The sequence below is a fragment of the Streptomyces sp. SM18 genome (genome assembly GCF_002910775.2).
In the GTDB taxonomy this organism is placed as follows: Bacteria; Actinomycetota; Actinomycetes; order Streptomycetales; family Streptomycetaceae; genus Streptomyces; species Streptomyces halstedii.
On sequence record NZ_CP029342.1, the window covers coordinates 155,193 to 170,809 of the forward strand.

12 protein-coding genes are annotated in these 15,617 nt (G+C 71.2%); 4 read left to right on the forward strand and 8 right to left on the reverse strand.

The window, feature by feature from the left end; genetic code table 11:
- Positions 1–59 precede the first annotated feature (59 nt).
- On the forward strand, positions 60–338 hold the full coding sequence (locus tag B9S64_RS00685) for a chaplin (protein ID WP_103492759.1): 279 nt from the start codon (positions 60–62) through the stop codon (positions 336–338).
- A gap of 92 nt (positions 339–430) precedes the next feature.
- Here the strand turns inward: B9S64_RS00685 and B9S64_RS00690 are convergent, their stop codons facing one another.
- A complete protein-coding gene (locus tag B9S64_RS00690) occupies positions 431–1,291 on the reverse strand; it encodes a tyrosinase family protein (protein WP_103492760.1) in 861 nt (286 codons plus the stop codon).
- 18 nt (positions 1,292–1,309) lie between these two features.
- Positions 1,310–1,798, reverse strand: coding sequence for a tyrosinase family oxidase copper chaperone (locus B9S64_RS00695; RefSeq protein ID WP_103492761.1), 489 nt, complete (start codon positions 1,796–1,798; stop codon positions 1,310–1,312).
- 195 nt (positions 1,799–1,993) lie between these two features.
- On the opposite strand from B9S64_RS00695, the gene B9S64_RS00700 reads away from it, so the two are divergent.
- On the forward strand, positions 1,994–3,292 hold the full coding sequence (locus tag B9S64_RS00700) for a cytochrome P450 (protein ID WP_103492762.1): 1,299 nt from the start codon (positions 1,994–1,996) through the stop codon (positions 3,290–3,292).
- 112 nt (positions 3,293–3,404) lie between these two features.
- Positions 3,405–4,697 carry a glycoside hydrolase family 26 protein gene (locus B9S64_RS00705; protein ID WP_103492763.1) on the forward strand — a complete coding sequence of 431 codons (1,293 nt, stop codon included), beginning with the start codon at positions 3,405–3,407 and terminating at the stop codon, positions 4,695–4,697.
- A gap of 57 nt (positions 4,698–4,754) precedes the next feature.
- Here B9S64_RS00705 and B9S64_RS00710 read toward each other — a convergent pair whose 3' ends face one another.
- The 6 genes from B9S64_RS00710 to B9S64_RS00735 form a co-directional block, all read right to left on the reverse strand.
- Positions 4,755–6,110 (reverse strand): GH1 family beta-glucosidase, encoded by a 1,356-nt coding sequence (locus tag B9S64_RS00710; protein ID WP_103492764.1) that lies wholly within the window; start codon positions 6,108–6,110, stop codon positions 4,755–4,757.
- A 62-nt stretch (positions 6,111–6,172) separates the two neighbouring features.
- Positions 6,173–7,012 carry a carbohydrate ABC transporter permease gene (locus B9S64_RS00715; protein WP_093530428.1) on the reverse strand — a complete coding sequence of 280 codons (840 nt, stop codon included), beginning with the start codon at positions 7,010–7,012 and terminating at the stop codon, positions 6,173–6,175.
- A 28-nt stretch (positions 7,013–7,040) separates the two neighbouring features.
- On the reverse strand, positions 7,041–8,036 hold the full coding sequence (locus B9S64_RS00720; protein WP_103492774.1) for a carbohydrate ABC transporter permease: 996 nt from the start codon (positions 8,034–8,036) through the stop codon (positions 7,041–7,043).
- 14 nt (positions 8,037–8,050) lie between these two features.
- The gene (locus tag B9S64_RS00725) at positions 8,051–9,367 is read right to left on the reverse strand and encodes an ABC transporter substrate-binding protein (RefSeq protein WP_103492765.1); all 1,317 of its coding nucleotides are present in this window, start codon (positions 9,365–9,367) and stop codon (positions 8,051–8,053) included.
- A gap of 413 nt (positions 9,368–9,780) precedes the next feature.
- Positions 9,781–11,904: a discoidin domain-containing protein gene (locus tag B9S64_RS00730; protein ID WP_103492775.1), complete on the reverse strand. Its 2,124-nt coding sequence runs from the start codon at positions 11,902–11,904 to the stop codon at positions 9,781–9,783.
- A gap of 315 nt (positions 11,905–12,219) precedes the next feature.
- Complete coding sequence (locus B9S64_RS00735) at positions 12,220–14,418, reverse strand: discoidin domain-containing protein (RefSeq protein WP_109491930.1); 2,199 nt, start codon at positions 14,416–14,418, stop codon at positions 12,220–12,222.
- A 516-nt stretch (positions 14,419–14,934) separates the two neighbouring features.
- On the opposite strand from B9S64_RS00735, the gene B9S64_RS00740 reads away from it, so the two are divergent.
- Entirely contained in the window at positions 14,935–15,519 is a 585-nt protein-coding gene (locus B9S64_RS00740) for a TerD family protein (protein WP_103492767.1), read from the forward strand.
- The last annotated feature ends 98 nt before the right edge of the window (positions 15,520–15,617 follow it).

Here is a 15,617-nt window from a genome sequence, read left to right on the forward strand (position 1 = left end):
TGTCAGAGCATGCCGGCCCCTGTTCCGCGGCCGGTTTTCGATCCTTCCAAGGAGAACTGATGTCGCGCATCACCAAGGCTGCCGCTGTCATGGCCGGTACCGGCGCCCTGATCGCCGGCGGCGCCGGCTTCGCTTCCGCCGACGCCGGGGCCGAGGCCCTGGCCGCCCACTCCCCCGGTGTCCTGTCGGGCAACGCCGTCCAGGTGCCGGTGCACGTCCCGGTCAACGTCTGCGGCAACACCGTCAACGTCATCGCCCTGCTCAACCCGGTCTTCGGCAACACCTGCGCGAACGTGGACAGCCACGAGACCGAGGACGAGTACGGCTACGGCTACTGAGCCGCGTCTTCGGCGTGCCGGGCCCTCCCTCCCCGCTCCGGCGGGGAAGGGGGGCCCGGTCCCGTTCCGGGGCCCAGGCGGCCGGGTGGGGTTCAGACGTACCGGTAGAGGCGGGTGTGGTCCATGAGCTGGGAGGGCTTGACGTCCCAGGGGGGCATGGGGTCGTCGAGGGCGAAGACCCTGCCCCGCTGCGGGTCGTCCGCGGCGAGTGAGCGGTCCGGCAGGTAGCGGGCGCGGGGGTGGGCCTTCTGCCAGCGGGTCCACAGGAGGTCGATGTAGGCGTGGTGGAGCCAGAAGACCGGGTCGTCGGGTGAGGCGGCACCGGCCATCGACCCGCCGATCCAGCGGTGCACCCGGTTGTGGTTGGCCACGTCCCGGGTCCCCCGGATGCCCCAGCCCTCGATCCTGTTGCGGAAGCCGGTGGTGCTGACGCTGTTCCAGGGCGCGGTGTCGTAGACGGGGTCGCTCAGGGCCCGGTCCACGTCGGCCTTGGTGGGCAGGGTGACCGGTGCGGAGGGGCGGCCGAGGTCTCGCCGCAGGAAACGGTCCTCGGTGATCCCGGCCCGGATGGTCCAGTCGCCCCGCGCGTACGCGAACGGCCCGGTCATCACCTGGCGGTCCCGGGCGCGGCCGTTGCCGCCGAGGAAGTCCTCCGCCCAGAGGGAGGCGGCCGGGGTGTTGTCCCGGGTCCAGTCCCAGTACGGCACGGTGACCCCGGCGTCGACCGCCTGGAGGGCCTTCTCGAACTCCAGGAGGTAGCGGCGGTGCCACGGGAAGAAGGACGGGGTCATATGGGCGGCCCTGGGGCGGCGGTCGGCGTCGGTGACGTAGTACTGCCGGTGCAGCGAGACGAACTCGTCGTACCGGCCCGAGCGCTTGAGTTGCAGGATGGCGTCGACCAGGCGCTTCTTCTCCGCGCGTGTGAGGTCGCTCTGGTTCTTGCGGCTGTACACCCGTGCTCGTCCTCCGGTTCAGATGGTGTGCGGGGTGGTGGCGGCCAGGTGGGCGGTGCCGAGTTCGTCGACCGCGGCGCGGGCCGTCTCCAGCAGGGTGGGGAACGACTCGTAGTGGTTGACCTCGCTGAGGTAGCTTCCGTCGGCACGGCGCATCACGTGCAGGGAACGGCCGTCGACCGTCACGTCGGCGACCGTCGCGGTGGACACGGCCGCGGCCGCGCCCGGGGGGCCGCCGGCCGGTACCACGGCCGGGGCGGTGCCCCGGATGTGACGGCCCCGGTAGGTCTCGGAGAACCGCTCGGGGGCCTGGGACCTGCGCTCTCCCCGGGCCGGGGTGCCGGGGTCCCTGAGCAGCACGGGGGCCAGCGCGCCGGCCGTGCCGGCGACGAGGGTCGTGGTGAAGGCGGTCCGCAGGACGGCGCGGCGGGCCGGCCGGTGCGGAGCGGGGGCCGGCGTGGTGCCCATGGGTCCGGCCGGGCCGGGCGGGGCTGTGGTGGGGTCCATGAGGGGTGTTCCTGTCTGTCGTCCGCTCTCGTGTGCGGTTCTCGCTCTCACTGTGGGCAACGAGAGCGCGGGCGAACGGTTCTCGTCCCGCGCGGGTCACGCGACCGTGGGATTCTCCGCGGGCGGCGGCCGTGTCGGCCGTCCGGACGTACGGCCGGGGGCCAGCATGGCGGTCCGACCTACGGGAGGGTGTCCATGAACGCGCCGACGCGGATGTCCACCGGCCAGGCGCGGGAGGCCGGTCGCGCCCCGCTGGCCGACCTGGCCGATCCGGCCTTCTGGCGGCTGCCCCGGCCCGAGCGGCTGGCGGCCTTCGCGGCCCTGCGGGAGCACGGCGAACCGGTGCGGTTCACCCCGCGTTCCGGCCCGCACCCGGCGTTCCACGCCCTGGTCAGGCACGCGGACGTCAAGACGGCGAGCCGTCGGCCGCGCGTCTTCGCCAGCGCGCCGGGGGCCACCACGCCCGAACCGGCGCGCTGGGCCAAGGCGGTGTTCGGCAACTCCATGGTGAACCTGGACGGGCCCGAGCACGCCGGTCTGCGGAGCACGATCTCGCGGGCCTTCACCCCGCGTCTGCTGGCGGCCGCCGAGGAGAACATCGCCGCCACCGCCCGGCGGCTGGTGGACGAGGTGGTGGCGGAGCGGCCGGAGGATTTCATGCGTTCGGCCGCCGCCCGTCTGCCGTTCGAGGTGATCTGCGACCTGATGGGCATTCCGGTCCGGCACCGGGTGGCGATCGGTGCCCGGATCGACGACGCCTCCCGGTACGTCGGTGTGCGGCGCCGGGGCCGGGCCCGGCTGCGGGTGCCGGGGCGCGGGCTGCGGTCGCTGGCCCGGATGCAGCTGGTGATGGCGGGGCTGGCCCGGGAGCGCCGGGCCCGCCCCCAGGAGGACCTGGTCTCCGCGCTGGTGCGCGCGGACGTCGACGGGCGGTCGCTGTCCACCCGTGAGCTGGGCGCGTTCTTCTCGCTGCTGCTCGTGGCCGGTGTGGAGACCACCCGTAACGCGCTCGCGCACGGGCTGTGCCTGCTGACGGCGCATCCGGAGCAGCGGGCCCTGCTGGAGGCGGACTTCGAGCGGTACGCGGACGGGGCGGTGGACGAGATCGTGCGCCATTCGACGCCGATCATCCAGTTCCGCCGGACCGTGGTGGCGGAATGCGAGCTGGGCGGGCGGCTCTTCGTGCCCGGGGAGAAGGTGATGCTCCTCTACGCGTCGGCGAACCGGGACGCGTCGGTCTTCGACGATCCGGACGTGTTCGACATCACCCGGTCCCCGAATCCGCACCTCGGGTACGGCGGTGGCGGTCCGCACCACTGCCTGGGCGCGCATCTGGCGCGTCTGGAGATGAAGGCGCTCTTCCGCGAGCTGCTGGGCCGCCCGGTTCCCGTACGGGCGGCCGGCGCGCCGGAGCTGGTCGACTCGAACTTCGACAACCGGGTCCGCTCGCTTCCCCTCTCCTACGGCCGCTCTCACCCGAACGAGCCGGTCTGATCCGTCGCATGGAGCGAAAGGCCCGTGCGGCGGACGTCGCACCGCACATCGGCGGACGTTTCTCCCTAAGGTCGGCACAGCCGGGGGGACCCCACGACACAAGGAGGAGCCCGTGCCCGTACGAAGCCGTCTCGTCACCGCCGGCCTCGGGACGGCTGTCCTCGGCCTTCTCGCCGGCGGCGCGCTGGTCGCCGTCCGGAGCGGTCCGGACGCCATGGCGGGCAAGGGGGCGAACGCGGCGGACCCGGCGTTCTGGGGCCCGACCGCCGTGGGCGCCTATCTGGACTACGGGCCGGACGGTGTACGGCGGATGGGTGAGCTGTCGCGCTGGCTCGGCGGGACGGAACTGCGGGTCGGGCACAGCTACCTGCCCGGAGACGTGTGGGAGAACATCGAGGGCCGCCCCGGGTTCCTCGCCGCGTGGGCGGCCTGGCGGAAGGCGTCCCCGGACCGGATGTTCGTCCTCAACACGCCGATGCTGGAGCGGAACGAGGACCACGTCCCGGACGAGGAGGTGCGCGGGCTGCTCCGGGCCGGGGCCGACGGGCGGTTCGACGGGCACTTCCGTGAACTGGCGCGGCGGCTGGTCCTGCTGGGTGTCCCGGACACGGTGCTCGTCCTCGGCTGGGAGATGAACGGCACCACCTACACGCACCGTTGCGGACCGGATCCGGAGGCCTGGAAGGCGTACTGGAAGCGCATCGTCACCGCGATGCGCTCGGTTCCCGGCCAGCGGTTCCGTTTCGACTTCGCCCCGAGCCGGGGGCTGGACGCCGTCCCGTGGACGGAGTGCTACCCCGGTGACGACGTGGTGGACATCATCGGCATGGACTCCTACGACCAGCCGCCGGCCCGTTCCTTCGAGGAGCAGGTGAACGAGCCGTACGGCTTGCGGCGGCACGTGGACTTCGCGGCGGAGCACGGCAAGCCGGTCTCGTACCCGGAGTGGGGTCTGTTCCGCAACGGGGACAACCCGGCGTACATGCGCGGCATGCTGGAGTGGATGGAGCGGCACAAGCCGGTGTACCAGACGATCACGGACTACTGCCCGCACGGGGTGTGGCAGTGCGCGGAGAACCCCGAGTCCTCGCGGGTCTACCGGGAGATGCTCTCCGCCGGGCCGGACGGGGTGGAGCCGGCCGCGTCCGACTCTCCGCCGGTGGCGACCGAGGCGCCGGAGCCCACGCCCGAGCCGGAGGGGACCGCCGAGCCGGAGGGCCCCGCGCCGGAGCCGGAGTGGGAGCCCGTGACGGAGCCGGAGGCGGACCCGGTGACCGTGACGGAACCGGAACCGGAACCGGAACCGGAGCCGGGGACCGGTGGGGATCCGTGGTGCGTCACGGTGCCGTTGAGCGCCTGGCTGGGGCCGTGGATGCCGGACCGCGAGGTCTGCGCGGAGGAGTGAGCGGGCGGGCGGCGGGCCGGAGGGTCGTCCCCGTCGGGCCCGCCGCCCGGAGGGCCGTCAGGCGTGCAGTGCGCGGTGGGCGCGGATGATGTCGGCGTACCGGTGGCCGCTGGTCTTGACGGTGCGCTCCTGGGTCGCGTAGTCGACGTGGACGAGGCCGAAGCGCTTGTCGTAGCCGTAGGCCCACTCGAAGTTGTCCAGCAGGGACCAGGCGTAGTACCCGGCGAGCGGGGCGCCCTTGCGGACGGCGCGGGCGCAGGCGGCGAGGTGCTGTTCGAGGTAGCGGGTCCGTTCGGGGTCGTGCACGGCGCCGTCGGGGCCCACGGTGTCCGGGAAGGACGAGCCGTTCTCGGTGACGTACAGCCTGCGTACGCCGTAGTCGTCGGTGAGGCGCATCAGCAGGGCCTCCAGGCCGCCGGCGTCGATCTGCCAGTCCATGCCGGTGCGTTCCACGCCGGGCAGGGCCACCTCACGGGCGTACGGGACGGGTCCCTCGGGGTCATCGGCGACCGTGACCGGGAAGTAGTAGTTCAGGCCGTGCCAGTCCAGCGGGGTCGCGATGGTGTCCAGGTCGCCGTCGCGTTCGGGGAGTTCGACCCCGTACAGCTCACGCATGTCGGCGGGGAAGCCCCGGCCGTACACCGGGTCGAGCCACCAGCGGTTGGTGTGGCCGTCCGCGCGGGTGGCCGCCGCGAGGTCCTGGGGGCGGGAGGAGGCCGCGTCCACGGTCGAGTGGTTGGTGACCAGGCCGATGTCGGCCCCGGGGACGGCGGCGCGGACGGCCTGCGCGGCGAGGCCGTGGCCGAGCAGCAGGTGGTAGGAGGCGCGGACGGCGGCGGTCAGGTCGGTGAGCCCGGGTGCCATCCGGCCTTCGAGGTGGCCGATCCAGCCGGAGCACAGGGGTTCGTTGAGGGTGGCCCAGCGGGTGACCCGGTCGCCGAGGCGCGTGGCGACCACGGAGGCGTAGGCGGCGAGGTGTTCGGCGGTGTCGCGGACGGTCCAGCCGCCCCGGTCCTGGAGTGCCTGGGGCAGGTCCCAGTGGTACAGGGTGATGTTCGGGGTGAGACCGGCTTCCAGGAGGCCGTCCACCAGCCGGTCGTAGAAGTCGAGGCCCGGGGCGTTGACGGGGCCGTCGCCGGCGGGCAGGACGCGGGGCCAGGCGGTGGACATGCGGTAGGCGCCGGTGCCCAGCCGTCTCATCAGGGCGATGTCCTCCGGCCACCGGTGGTAGTGGTCGCAGGCCTCGTCGCCGTGGTCGCCGTTCTCGGTCTTGCCGGGGGTGTGCGAGAAGGTGTCCCAGATCGACGGGGAGCGGCCGTCCTCGGCGGCGGCCCCCTCGATCTGGTACGCGGCCGTCGCGGTGCCCCAGACGAAGTCCCGGGGGAACGCGGCGAGGTCTATCGATGCGGACACAAGGTACCTCACAGGTCTGTTCGGCAGGTGGGGGATGGCGGGGAACGCCCCGGCGCCGGGGGCTACTTGACGGCCCCGGCGGTGAGTCCGGTGACGAGGTAGCGCTGGAGCAGCAGGAACCCCGCGACGACGGGCAGGCTCACCACCAGGGACGCGGCCATGATCTGGTTCCAGTACACGTCGTTCTGGGTGGAGTAGCCCTGGAGGCCGACGGCGAGGGTGCGGGTCGCGTCGTTGGTCATGACGGACGCGAAGAGGACCTCACCCCAGGCGGTCATGAACGCGTAGACGGCGACGGCGACGATGCCGGGGATCGCGGCGGGCACGATGACCCGGAACAGCGCGCCGAGGGGGCCGCAGCCGTCCACCTTGGCCGCCTCGTCCAGGTCCCTGGGCACCGAGTCGAAGTACCCGATGAGCATCCAGATGGAGAACGGGAGGGAGAAGGTGAGGTAGGTGAGGATGAGGCCGAAGCGGGAGCCGAAGAGCGCGATGCCGGTGGCGTTGCCGATGTTGACGTAGATGAGGAACAGCGGCAGCAGGAAGAGAATGCCGGGGAACATCTGCGTGGACAGCACGGTGACGGTGAAGACGCGTTTGCCGCGGAAGGTGTAGCGGCTGACGGCGTAGGCGGCGAAGACGGCGATCACCACGGAGCAGACGGTCGCCGACCCGGCGACGATCAGCGAGTTGGTGAAGTAGTCGGCGAGCGGGACGGTCTCCCAGATGTCGAAGTAGGGCCGGATCGTCAGGCCGGTGGGGATCCACCGGAACTTCCCCGTCACGTCTTCGAGCGGTTTGAGGGAGCTGGTGACCATGACGAAGACCGGCAGCAGGACGAAGACGGTCAGCAGGGTCAGGAAGATCCGCCGGCTCCACAGGAACGACCGCGGGGGCGCCATCGGCGAGCGGGACGGCCGGTGGGCGGTGTCAGCCATCGCTGGCCTTCTTTCCTCGGGAGGTGAACAGGAGGTAGAGGCCCGTCACCACGAGCAGGAACAGCAGCAGCAGGACGGACATCGCGGAGCCCGTGCCGAAGTTCCAGGTCTGGAAGGACGACTGGTAGATGTGGATGGAGATGAGGTCCGCGGCCGCGGGTGCCGACTTGCCGAACAGGACGAACGGCGTGTTGAAGTCGTTGAAGGTCCACAGGAACAGCACGAGGACGAGGACCTGGTTGACGGGGCGCAGGGACGGCAGGGTGATGCGGCGGATCTGCTGCCACACTCCGGCGCCGTCGAGCGCGGCCGCCTCGTAGATGTCCCGGGGGATGTTCTGCAGGCCGGCCATCATGATGAGGAAGGCGAACGGCCAGCCCTTCCACACCGACACGACGAGCAGGGTGAAGAAGCTGTTGTCGCCCAGCAGCCAGAAGGGCGGGCTGTCGGTGAGGCCCAGCTGGTCGTGGATGACGTGGTTGATGAGGCCGTTGTCCCGCTGGAACATGAACGCCCAGGTGATGACGGCGGCGTAGACGGGCAGGGCGTACGGCACCAGGAAGAGGGTGCGCAGGAAGCCCCGGCCGCGGAAGGTCTCCTGCATGAAGACGGCGGCGGCGGTGCCGAGCAGCCAGCACAGGCCCACCGACACCACGGTGAACAGGCAGGTGATGAGGAAGGAGTGCAGCAGCGCCTGGCCCACCGGTGCGTCGAAGTCGACCGAGAGGGTGTAGTTGTCGAGGCCGGCCCACGGGGAGGTGGTCCAGTCACGGACGTAGAACTGGGTGAGCTCGCGGAAGCTGACGACGATGCCGATGACCATCGGCACGAGGTGGACCAGCAGTTCGAGGAGGAGAGCGGGGAGCAGCAGCAGGTACGGCAGGCCGATGCGGCGCAGCCGCCCGGAGCGGCGTCTGCGGGGCGCCGCTCCGGGGTCGTTCCTCTGTGCTGTCCGCTCGCCCGTCGCGGGGGCGGCGGTGGTGGTCATGGTGGTGTCCGCGCTCACTTCTTGGGCATCTGCTGCTGGGCCTTTTCGAGCTTGGCCTTGACGGAGTCGGTGGTCACCGGGCGGCCGGCGGCGGCGTCCGCGAAGAGCTCCTTGACGGCGGTGCCGACGACCGTCTCGAACTGCGACTCCTCGGGGACCTGCGGGAGGGCGGCGGCGCTGGTGGCGAGGGCCTCGCGCAGCGGCGACAGCGCGAAGGTGCCGAATGCCCCGTCCTCCTGGGCGGCCTTGACCGGCGGGATGGAGCCGTAGGCCTTGTTGAGGACGATCTGCTCCTTGTCGCTGGTCATGAACTTGACGAAGTCCTTGGCGCCGTCGAGGTTCTTGGTGTTGCCGAAGACGGCCATGTTGATGCCGGCGACCATGGAGTTGACGCCGGTGCCCTGGCCGGGCTTGCCCGACTGGACGGGCGCGGGCACGACGCCCCACTCGGACTCGTCCATGCCCTGGGACGTGAAGGTGGCGGAGGCGGTCTGCCACAGCACCATCGCGGTCTTGTTCTTCGCGAAGTCGCTGAGCGACTGGTTCTGCGCGTACTCGGCGTTGCCGGGCGCGATGATCTTGTCCTTGGCCATCAGGTCGACGTACTGCTTGACGGCCGCGACCGCTCCGTCGGACGTGAAGTCCGGCTTGCCGTCCGCGGTGAAGAAGTCGGCGCCGTGCTGCTTGCCGAGCACGAAGACCTGGTGGATGTTGTTGGAGAGGTTCGAGCCCTCGGCGCCGAGGGCCCACTTGCCGTCCTTGGACAGCTTCTTGCCGGTCTCGACGAGCTCGTCCCAGGTGGTGGGCGGCTGCTTGACGCCGGCGTCGGCGAACATCTTCTTGTTGTAGTAGAGCGCGTAGGCCATGGAGTACAGCGGGACCGCGGCCGGGTCCTGGCCCTCGGCGCCGGTCGAGCCGAGCGCGGAGTCCACGAAGCGGTCCTTGCCGCCGATCGCGTCGAAGTTCTTCTCGTCCCACGGCAGCAGCGCGCCGCTGGCCTGGAGGGACGCGCTCCAGGTGTTGCCGATGTTCAGGACGTCGGGGCCCTGGCCGGACGTCGTCGCGGTGAGGATGCGGTTCAGCAGATCGCCCCAGGGAACGACCTCCAGCTTGACCTTGATGCCGGTCTGCTTCTCGAACTTGTCGAGCTCCGGCTGGAGGACCTTCTTGTCCGCCTCCAGGCTGGCGCCCTGGTTGGAGGCCCAGTAGGTGAGGGTCTTCGGCTGTTCGTTCGATCCGCCGGCACCGGACGTTCCGCCGCCGCAGGCAGCCGCGGTGAGGACGAGCGAGAGGGTGACGGCGCCGACGGCCGCGGCTCTGATTCTGCGCATGACTCCAGGGGCCTTTCGAGGAGGGCGGATGTGCGCCGAGGGGACGGGCGGGCGGGCCCGGACAGCGCCCCCGTGAGCGGGGTCCGCAGATCCACACGGCTTAATTTAGGATGTGAGTTAAACCTCAAGCGAAGTGTCCGTCAAGAGGTTCCGCCACGGTCGGGGGCGGCCGGGAGCCGCGCGGAGAGGGGGTGGGACGACGGTGCGAGGGGTCCGTACGGCGCGTGACCTGCGAGGGGAGCCACCCGCCACCGCATTGCAACGGTTGGGTATCGGCGGCCCGTTGGGCCGCCCCCCGCCCCTTCGGCGGCGCCGGGTCCGGCGCGGAGGGCGGCACCGGGAGGGGCGCGCGACGCGGTGAGGCGGCGCACGCCCCTGGCGCTCCGGGGGCCCGCTGGGGCGCCCCCGGCGGGTCAGCCGTAGATGCCGAACTCGTGGAGCGAGTAGCCCCATTCCGTACCGCGGGCCGTCAGCTGGAGGCGCACGTACCGGGCCGTCTCCGCGATGCCGAGGGTGTCGATGTCCCCGTCACCCGAGGTGGTGGTGTGCACGGTGCGCCAGTCGGTGCCGTTGTCGGAGACCCGCACCTCGTACGCCTTGGCGTAGGCGGGGTCCCAGACCAGCTGGAGGGTGCGGAACGCGGTGGGCGCGCCCAGGTCCACCTGGATCCACTGCGGGTCGCTCCAGTCGCTGGCCCAGCGGGTGTCGGTCCGGCCGTCGGTCGCCAGGTCCGGGGTGCAGGGGCAGTCACCGTAGGACTCCTGGAAGGAGGAGGCCGTGGTGGTCTTGTGCAGCGCGACGTTGGTGCCGTCGACCGGGGGCGCGACGACCTTGACCGACTTGGTCTCGATGCCCGCGTTGCCGTGGCCGTCCTCGGCCTGGAGGTACACCTTCCACACCCCGAGCTTCTCGGGGGCGGTGACCGCGAAGGTGCCGTCGCCGGTCGAACGCCACCGGGCCTCGACAAGGCGGTTGTCGCCGGTGGCGTAGTTGCCGCTGAGGAAGACCTTGTACGTCACCGGGTCGCCGTCCGGGTCCCGTACGTCGGCGCGGACGGTGAACTCCCCGCCGGCGGGGGCGGAGGAGGCCGGGGTGACGGTCATGCCCGAGATGACGGGCGGTGTGTTGTCCCCGCTGGTCGATCCGGCGTACGCCTTCTTCACCGCGTAGTACGACAGGCGCTTCAGGCCGTCCGGCAGCAGGTTGAACCAGACGCCTCCGAAGTCGTGCTCCACGCCGTAGTGGAAGAGCGTCGCGCCGAGCGCCACGCCCCGGTGACCGGTGACGCACTGCCACGCCTTGGTGTAGCCCTCGGCCTTCCGCACGTCGGTGGGCTCGTCGGGGACGCCGTTGGCGTCGTCCGGCACCTCCCACTCACCGGCCGGTCCGCCCTCGGTGATGATGTAGGGCTTGGTGTAGCCGCCCTCCTCCCAGGCCGTACGCACGTTGCAGATGTCGCCGTAGGAGTTCATCGAGTACAGGTCGAGGTCCGGGGCGTTGCGCTTGTAGTAGGGCCAGGCGCCCGTCCAGGCGTCGGTGGAGGTGACCGGGTGGTCCGGGTCGATGGTGTGGATCTTCTTGGCGACGTCGTTGACGAAGCCGGTGTAGGCGTCGCGCTGCCTCTCCAGCTCGTCGCCGCTGTAGCAGTTCTGGAGGCCGAGGACCGATTCGTTGCCGACGTTCCACATGAGGACGCCGGGGTGGCTCTTGTAGGTGTCGACCCACTTGGCGAACTCGGTGAGCGAGTCGTTCTTGTACGCCGTGTCGGTCAGGTAGTTGACGCATCCGCCGCTGCCGGGGCCGCCACCGGGCTGGAGCCAGAAGCCGCTGACGACCTTGATGCCGTTGGCCGCGGCCTCGTCGAGCAGGGGCTTGCTGGATCCGTCGGTGCCCCAGGTGCGGATGGTGTTCACGCCCATGGACCTCAGGTCGGGCAGGTAGCGGCCCGCGTCGGCGACGGACGGGCCCCAGGTGAGTCCCTTGACCTGGTAGGGCTCGCCGCCCACGGTGAGCTGCCAGTCGCCCTGCGAGCCGGTCACGGCCACCGCGCCGCCGGCGGCCGGCGGTGTGCTCCCGTCGCCGCCGCCGTAGACCTGGAACTCCCAGAGCGAGTATCCGTAGCCGCCGGCTCGCGCGGTGCCGAGCATGCGGACGTAGCGGCCGGAGCCGGACACGGCGAGGTCGTCGGTGCCGCCGTCGCTGCCGGTGACGGTCTTCAGGGTGCGCCAGTCGGTGCCGTTGTCGGAGGCCTGGATCTCGTACGCCTGGGCGTGCGCGGCCTCCCAGGTGAGGACGACCCTGCTGAGGTCGCGCACGCCGCCGAGATCGACCTGGATCCACTGCGGGTCGCTCCATTGGCTGGCCCAGCGGGTCCCGGTGAGGTCGCCGTCGAAGGCCGCGGAGGCGGGGTAGGCGTCGCCCTCCTGGGAGGACGCGGTGGCCGGCCTGCCCTGGGACAGCAGGCTCTCGGCGGCCCCGGCCGGCGGGGAGGCGGCGAGGGTGAGCGACGACGCGAGCAGCGCGCCGAGGACGGTCAGCGGGACGGCCGCGCGCCGGCGTACCCGGGCGCGGGGTGCGGGAGGTCGCGGGGTGGGATGGGCAAGGGGGTCCGGGGTGGGACGTGTGAGGGGTTTCGACACAGTCTGCTCCTGGCAGGTCGTGGTGCGGGCGGTGGGGCGCGGCTGCCCGTGCCGCCGGCGGGCGGGGAGGACGGCCCGTCCGCTCGGCGGGACGGGCCGCGCGCTCTCGGGTACCGCGGACGCGGTCGCTCCGGGCCGGGGCGCGGGGAGGTGCCCCGGCCCGGAGGTGTCCTGTCGCGGCCCCCGCCGGACGTGCCGGCGGGGGCCTGCCGGTCAGGGGAAGGAGACCAGGTTGGACGGCACGGTCGAGGTGCCGGCCGGTACCGTGGACGCTCCGGTGCTGTTGATGACGTGCTCGTAATGGCCCTGGCCGCCCAGGGAGACCACGAGCAGGCTGTGGAACTTCACACCGGGCTTCACCGGTGCCTGGAAGCCGTGTTCCTGACGGATCGACGGGTCGGCGGTGAAGTTGCAGTAGCTGCCCAGCCCCCATGCCTCATGGGTGTTCACCGAGTCGTCGACGCGGTAGGCGGCGTACCCCTTGGTGGAGCCGTTCTGGATGGCGGCCTGGTTCGGGGCGTCGTACGCCTTCTCGTTCTGGTAGAAGATCGTCCTGCCGCGCTCGCCGTACCACTCCACGTCGAACTTGTTGAAGTGCTCGACGAACAGACCGGTGGCCAGCACGTCGTCACCGTTGACGCGGACGCCGTAGTCGGCGCGGTTGGTCTCCCAGCCCACGCCCGCGCCGTGGTCGGCGCGCCACACCCAGGTGTGGTCGATGATGACGTCGTCGCTGTTGACGACGATGCTGGTGGTCGCCTTGCCGGGGCCCGCGCCGCCGACGCGGACGTAGACGTCCTGGACGGTGGTGGGGTTGGCCGCGTGGTCCGCGGACGCGCCCTGGCCGCCGACCTCCAGCAGGGTCGGGGAGTTGACCGGACCGGCGTCGATGAGGAAGCCGGCGAGCTTCACACCGTCGACGTCGGCGACCTTCATGGCGGTCACACCGTTGTCCGGGATGATCGTGGCGAGGCCGAGGCCCAGGACGACGGTGTCCGCGCGGGTCACGTTGATCGTGCGGTCGACGTGGTAGACGCCGGGCGTGAACAGCAGGTGCAGGCCCTGCGCCAGGGCGGCGTTGATGGTCTCGGCGGTGGCGCCCGGCTTGACCACGTAGAACTGGCTCAGCGGGAGGGACTGGCCCTGCGGGGTGCCGTTGGCCCAGGTGGTGCCCCGCGCGTTGGTGCGCTTCGCGGGGACGAAGACCTTGTAGTCGTTGCCGTCCAGGTAGAGGAAGGGCTTCTCACGGGAGACGGGGGTGGTGTCCAGCGTGGTGTACGGGGGGTTGGGGAACGAGGTCGCGGGTGCGCCCTCGACACCGGAGAAGGTCATGTTCCAGACGCCGTTGCCCCAGCCGCCGATGGAGCTGTCGCGGGTGTACCACTGCTGCTGCGAGTACGGCCCCACCTGGCCGTCGATCTTGCTGTCGGCGATGTAGCCGCCGCTGGCCCAGCCGTAGCCGTCCGGGGCGAGGTTGAGACCGCCCTTGACGTGCATCCGGCGGAACGAGGCCGCCTGGGACACGGCCCAGCGGTTGGTCCCGTTGACCGGGTTGAGCGCGAGGTTCTCGGCGGCGCGCCAGAAGTTCTGGGTGGCGTTGCCGTTGAACCAGCCGGCGTCGACGGTCACGTCACCGTTGATGGTGGTGTCGTCGGGCCTGAGGCCGAGACCGGCGATCTGGGTGTAGAAGCCGATCTGGGCGTTGAGGTTGTTGTACGTCCCCGGCTTGAAGAAGAAGGCGTGCCGGCCGGTGCCGAACTGCGCCGACTCCTGCTCCCGGAACACCTGGTCCAGCTTGGCCTGGATGCCGGGCGTGGACGGGTCGAAGACGTGCACGTTGGGGCCGAGGTCCCCGCCACCCGGGATCACCGGGCCGGTGCCGCCGCCGTCGGTGGTGCCGAAGACCTTGAACTCCCAGAGCGAGTAGCCGTACGCGGTGGCGCGGGCGGTGCCGAGCATCCGGACGTAGCGCGCGTTCCCGGAGATGCCGAGCGTCTCGTTGCCGCCCCTTCCGGTGGTCGTGGAGTAGGCGGTCGACCAGTCGTGGCCGTTGGACGACAGCTCGATGCGGTAGGCCGTCGCGTACGCCGTCTCCCAGCTGAGCTCCACCCGGTCGAGGGCGGCCGGGGCGCCGAGGTCCACCTGGAGCCACTGCGGGTCGGAGGCGGCGCTCGACCAGCGGGTGCCGGGGTCGCCGTCGACGGCGCCGGACGCCGGGGTGCCGTAGTTCTCCTCGCTGGACGCCGTCGCCTGCTTGCCCTGGGACAGCAGGGTCGGCGCGGCCTCGGCGCGCGCCGTGGGGGTCAGCGCGAGAAGAGCGGCGGCCAGTGCGGTCACCACCACCCCGACAAGGCCCCTGCGGACGGGTCTGGACGGTGGTGCGGTGGTCAGTGGTATGCCGACTGCGGACATGGGGGGCTCCTTGGAGAAGAGGCCGTAAGGGATGCGAGCTGGAGAGCGCTCTCCGGCACCCTGCCCGCGCACCGTCCATGCGGTCAAGAAGTCTGACACCACTTTTCTTTTGTCTTTCATTAAGGGGGAGTTGACGCCCCGGGTGGGCGGGAACCCCTCCCTGGCAGGTCGGCGGGCTCGTCGGCATCGCGTACGGCGCCCCTGTCACGGCGAGGACCTGGACCGGGTTCGGCTCGGACGGCCCGGCGGGTGCCCCGTGGCCCACGACCGGTGGCCACGCCCCCGCGAGTGCGGCCCGCAGGCTCAATACCCAGACGTATCAGGACGTTTGTGGCGGATCGCTGCGCCCTGACGGCGTGCCCGGCGCGAACTCCCCCGCCACGGAGAAGGATCCGGGTGGTACGGGACCGGCCCCGCGGACACGGGAGCGGTGTTCGGACACACCGGGTGCACACAAACACCCCGGCTCCAGGCACACTCTGTGTGTCGCATCATCGTTTGAAGGAAGATTTGCGCATGATCACGCTCAAGAAGGAAGACGGACCGGCGGACCTCGACGGAGTCACCCACCTGTCCATCGGCGCCTCCTGGGACCCCACCGCCGGCAGCAGTGGTGGAGTGATAGGGGCACTGCGCCGCAAGAAGGGGACCGACCTCGACCTCATCGCCATCGCGATGCAGGGCGACGACCCGGTGCGCCTGGCGGGCCTGGACTCGCTCGACCCGATGGGCAACGGCTCCGTCGTACACAGCGGTGACAACCAGACCGGCCGCGGTGAGGGGGACGACGAGACCGTGACGGTCGATTTCGCGAACGTTCCGTCGAACATCACGTCGATCGTGTTCGTCGCCGCCGCCTACAAGAAGGGCAGCTCCTTCCAGCAGGCGCGGAACATCAGCTTCAAGGTGTACGACGCCACCGGAGGCAGCACGCAGCAGGTCGCCGACATCTGGCCCAGCCTGCTCACGACCGACAACGGATGCGCCGTGGCGAAGGCGTACCGCCTCGGCAACGCCTGGAAGCTGGAGGTCATCAACGTCACGGGGAAGATCAAGCAGGGCAGCGAACAGGCCCTGATGCGTTTCGCCGTGAGCAAGTAGCGGTCGGCCACCAGGGCCGCCCGCGCCGCGGCACCCTCGGGCCCGGCATCCGGAAACGGACCGCCGGGCCCGAGCCATGTGCGGGCTCACCGGGCGGC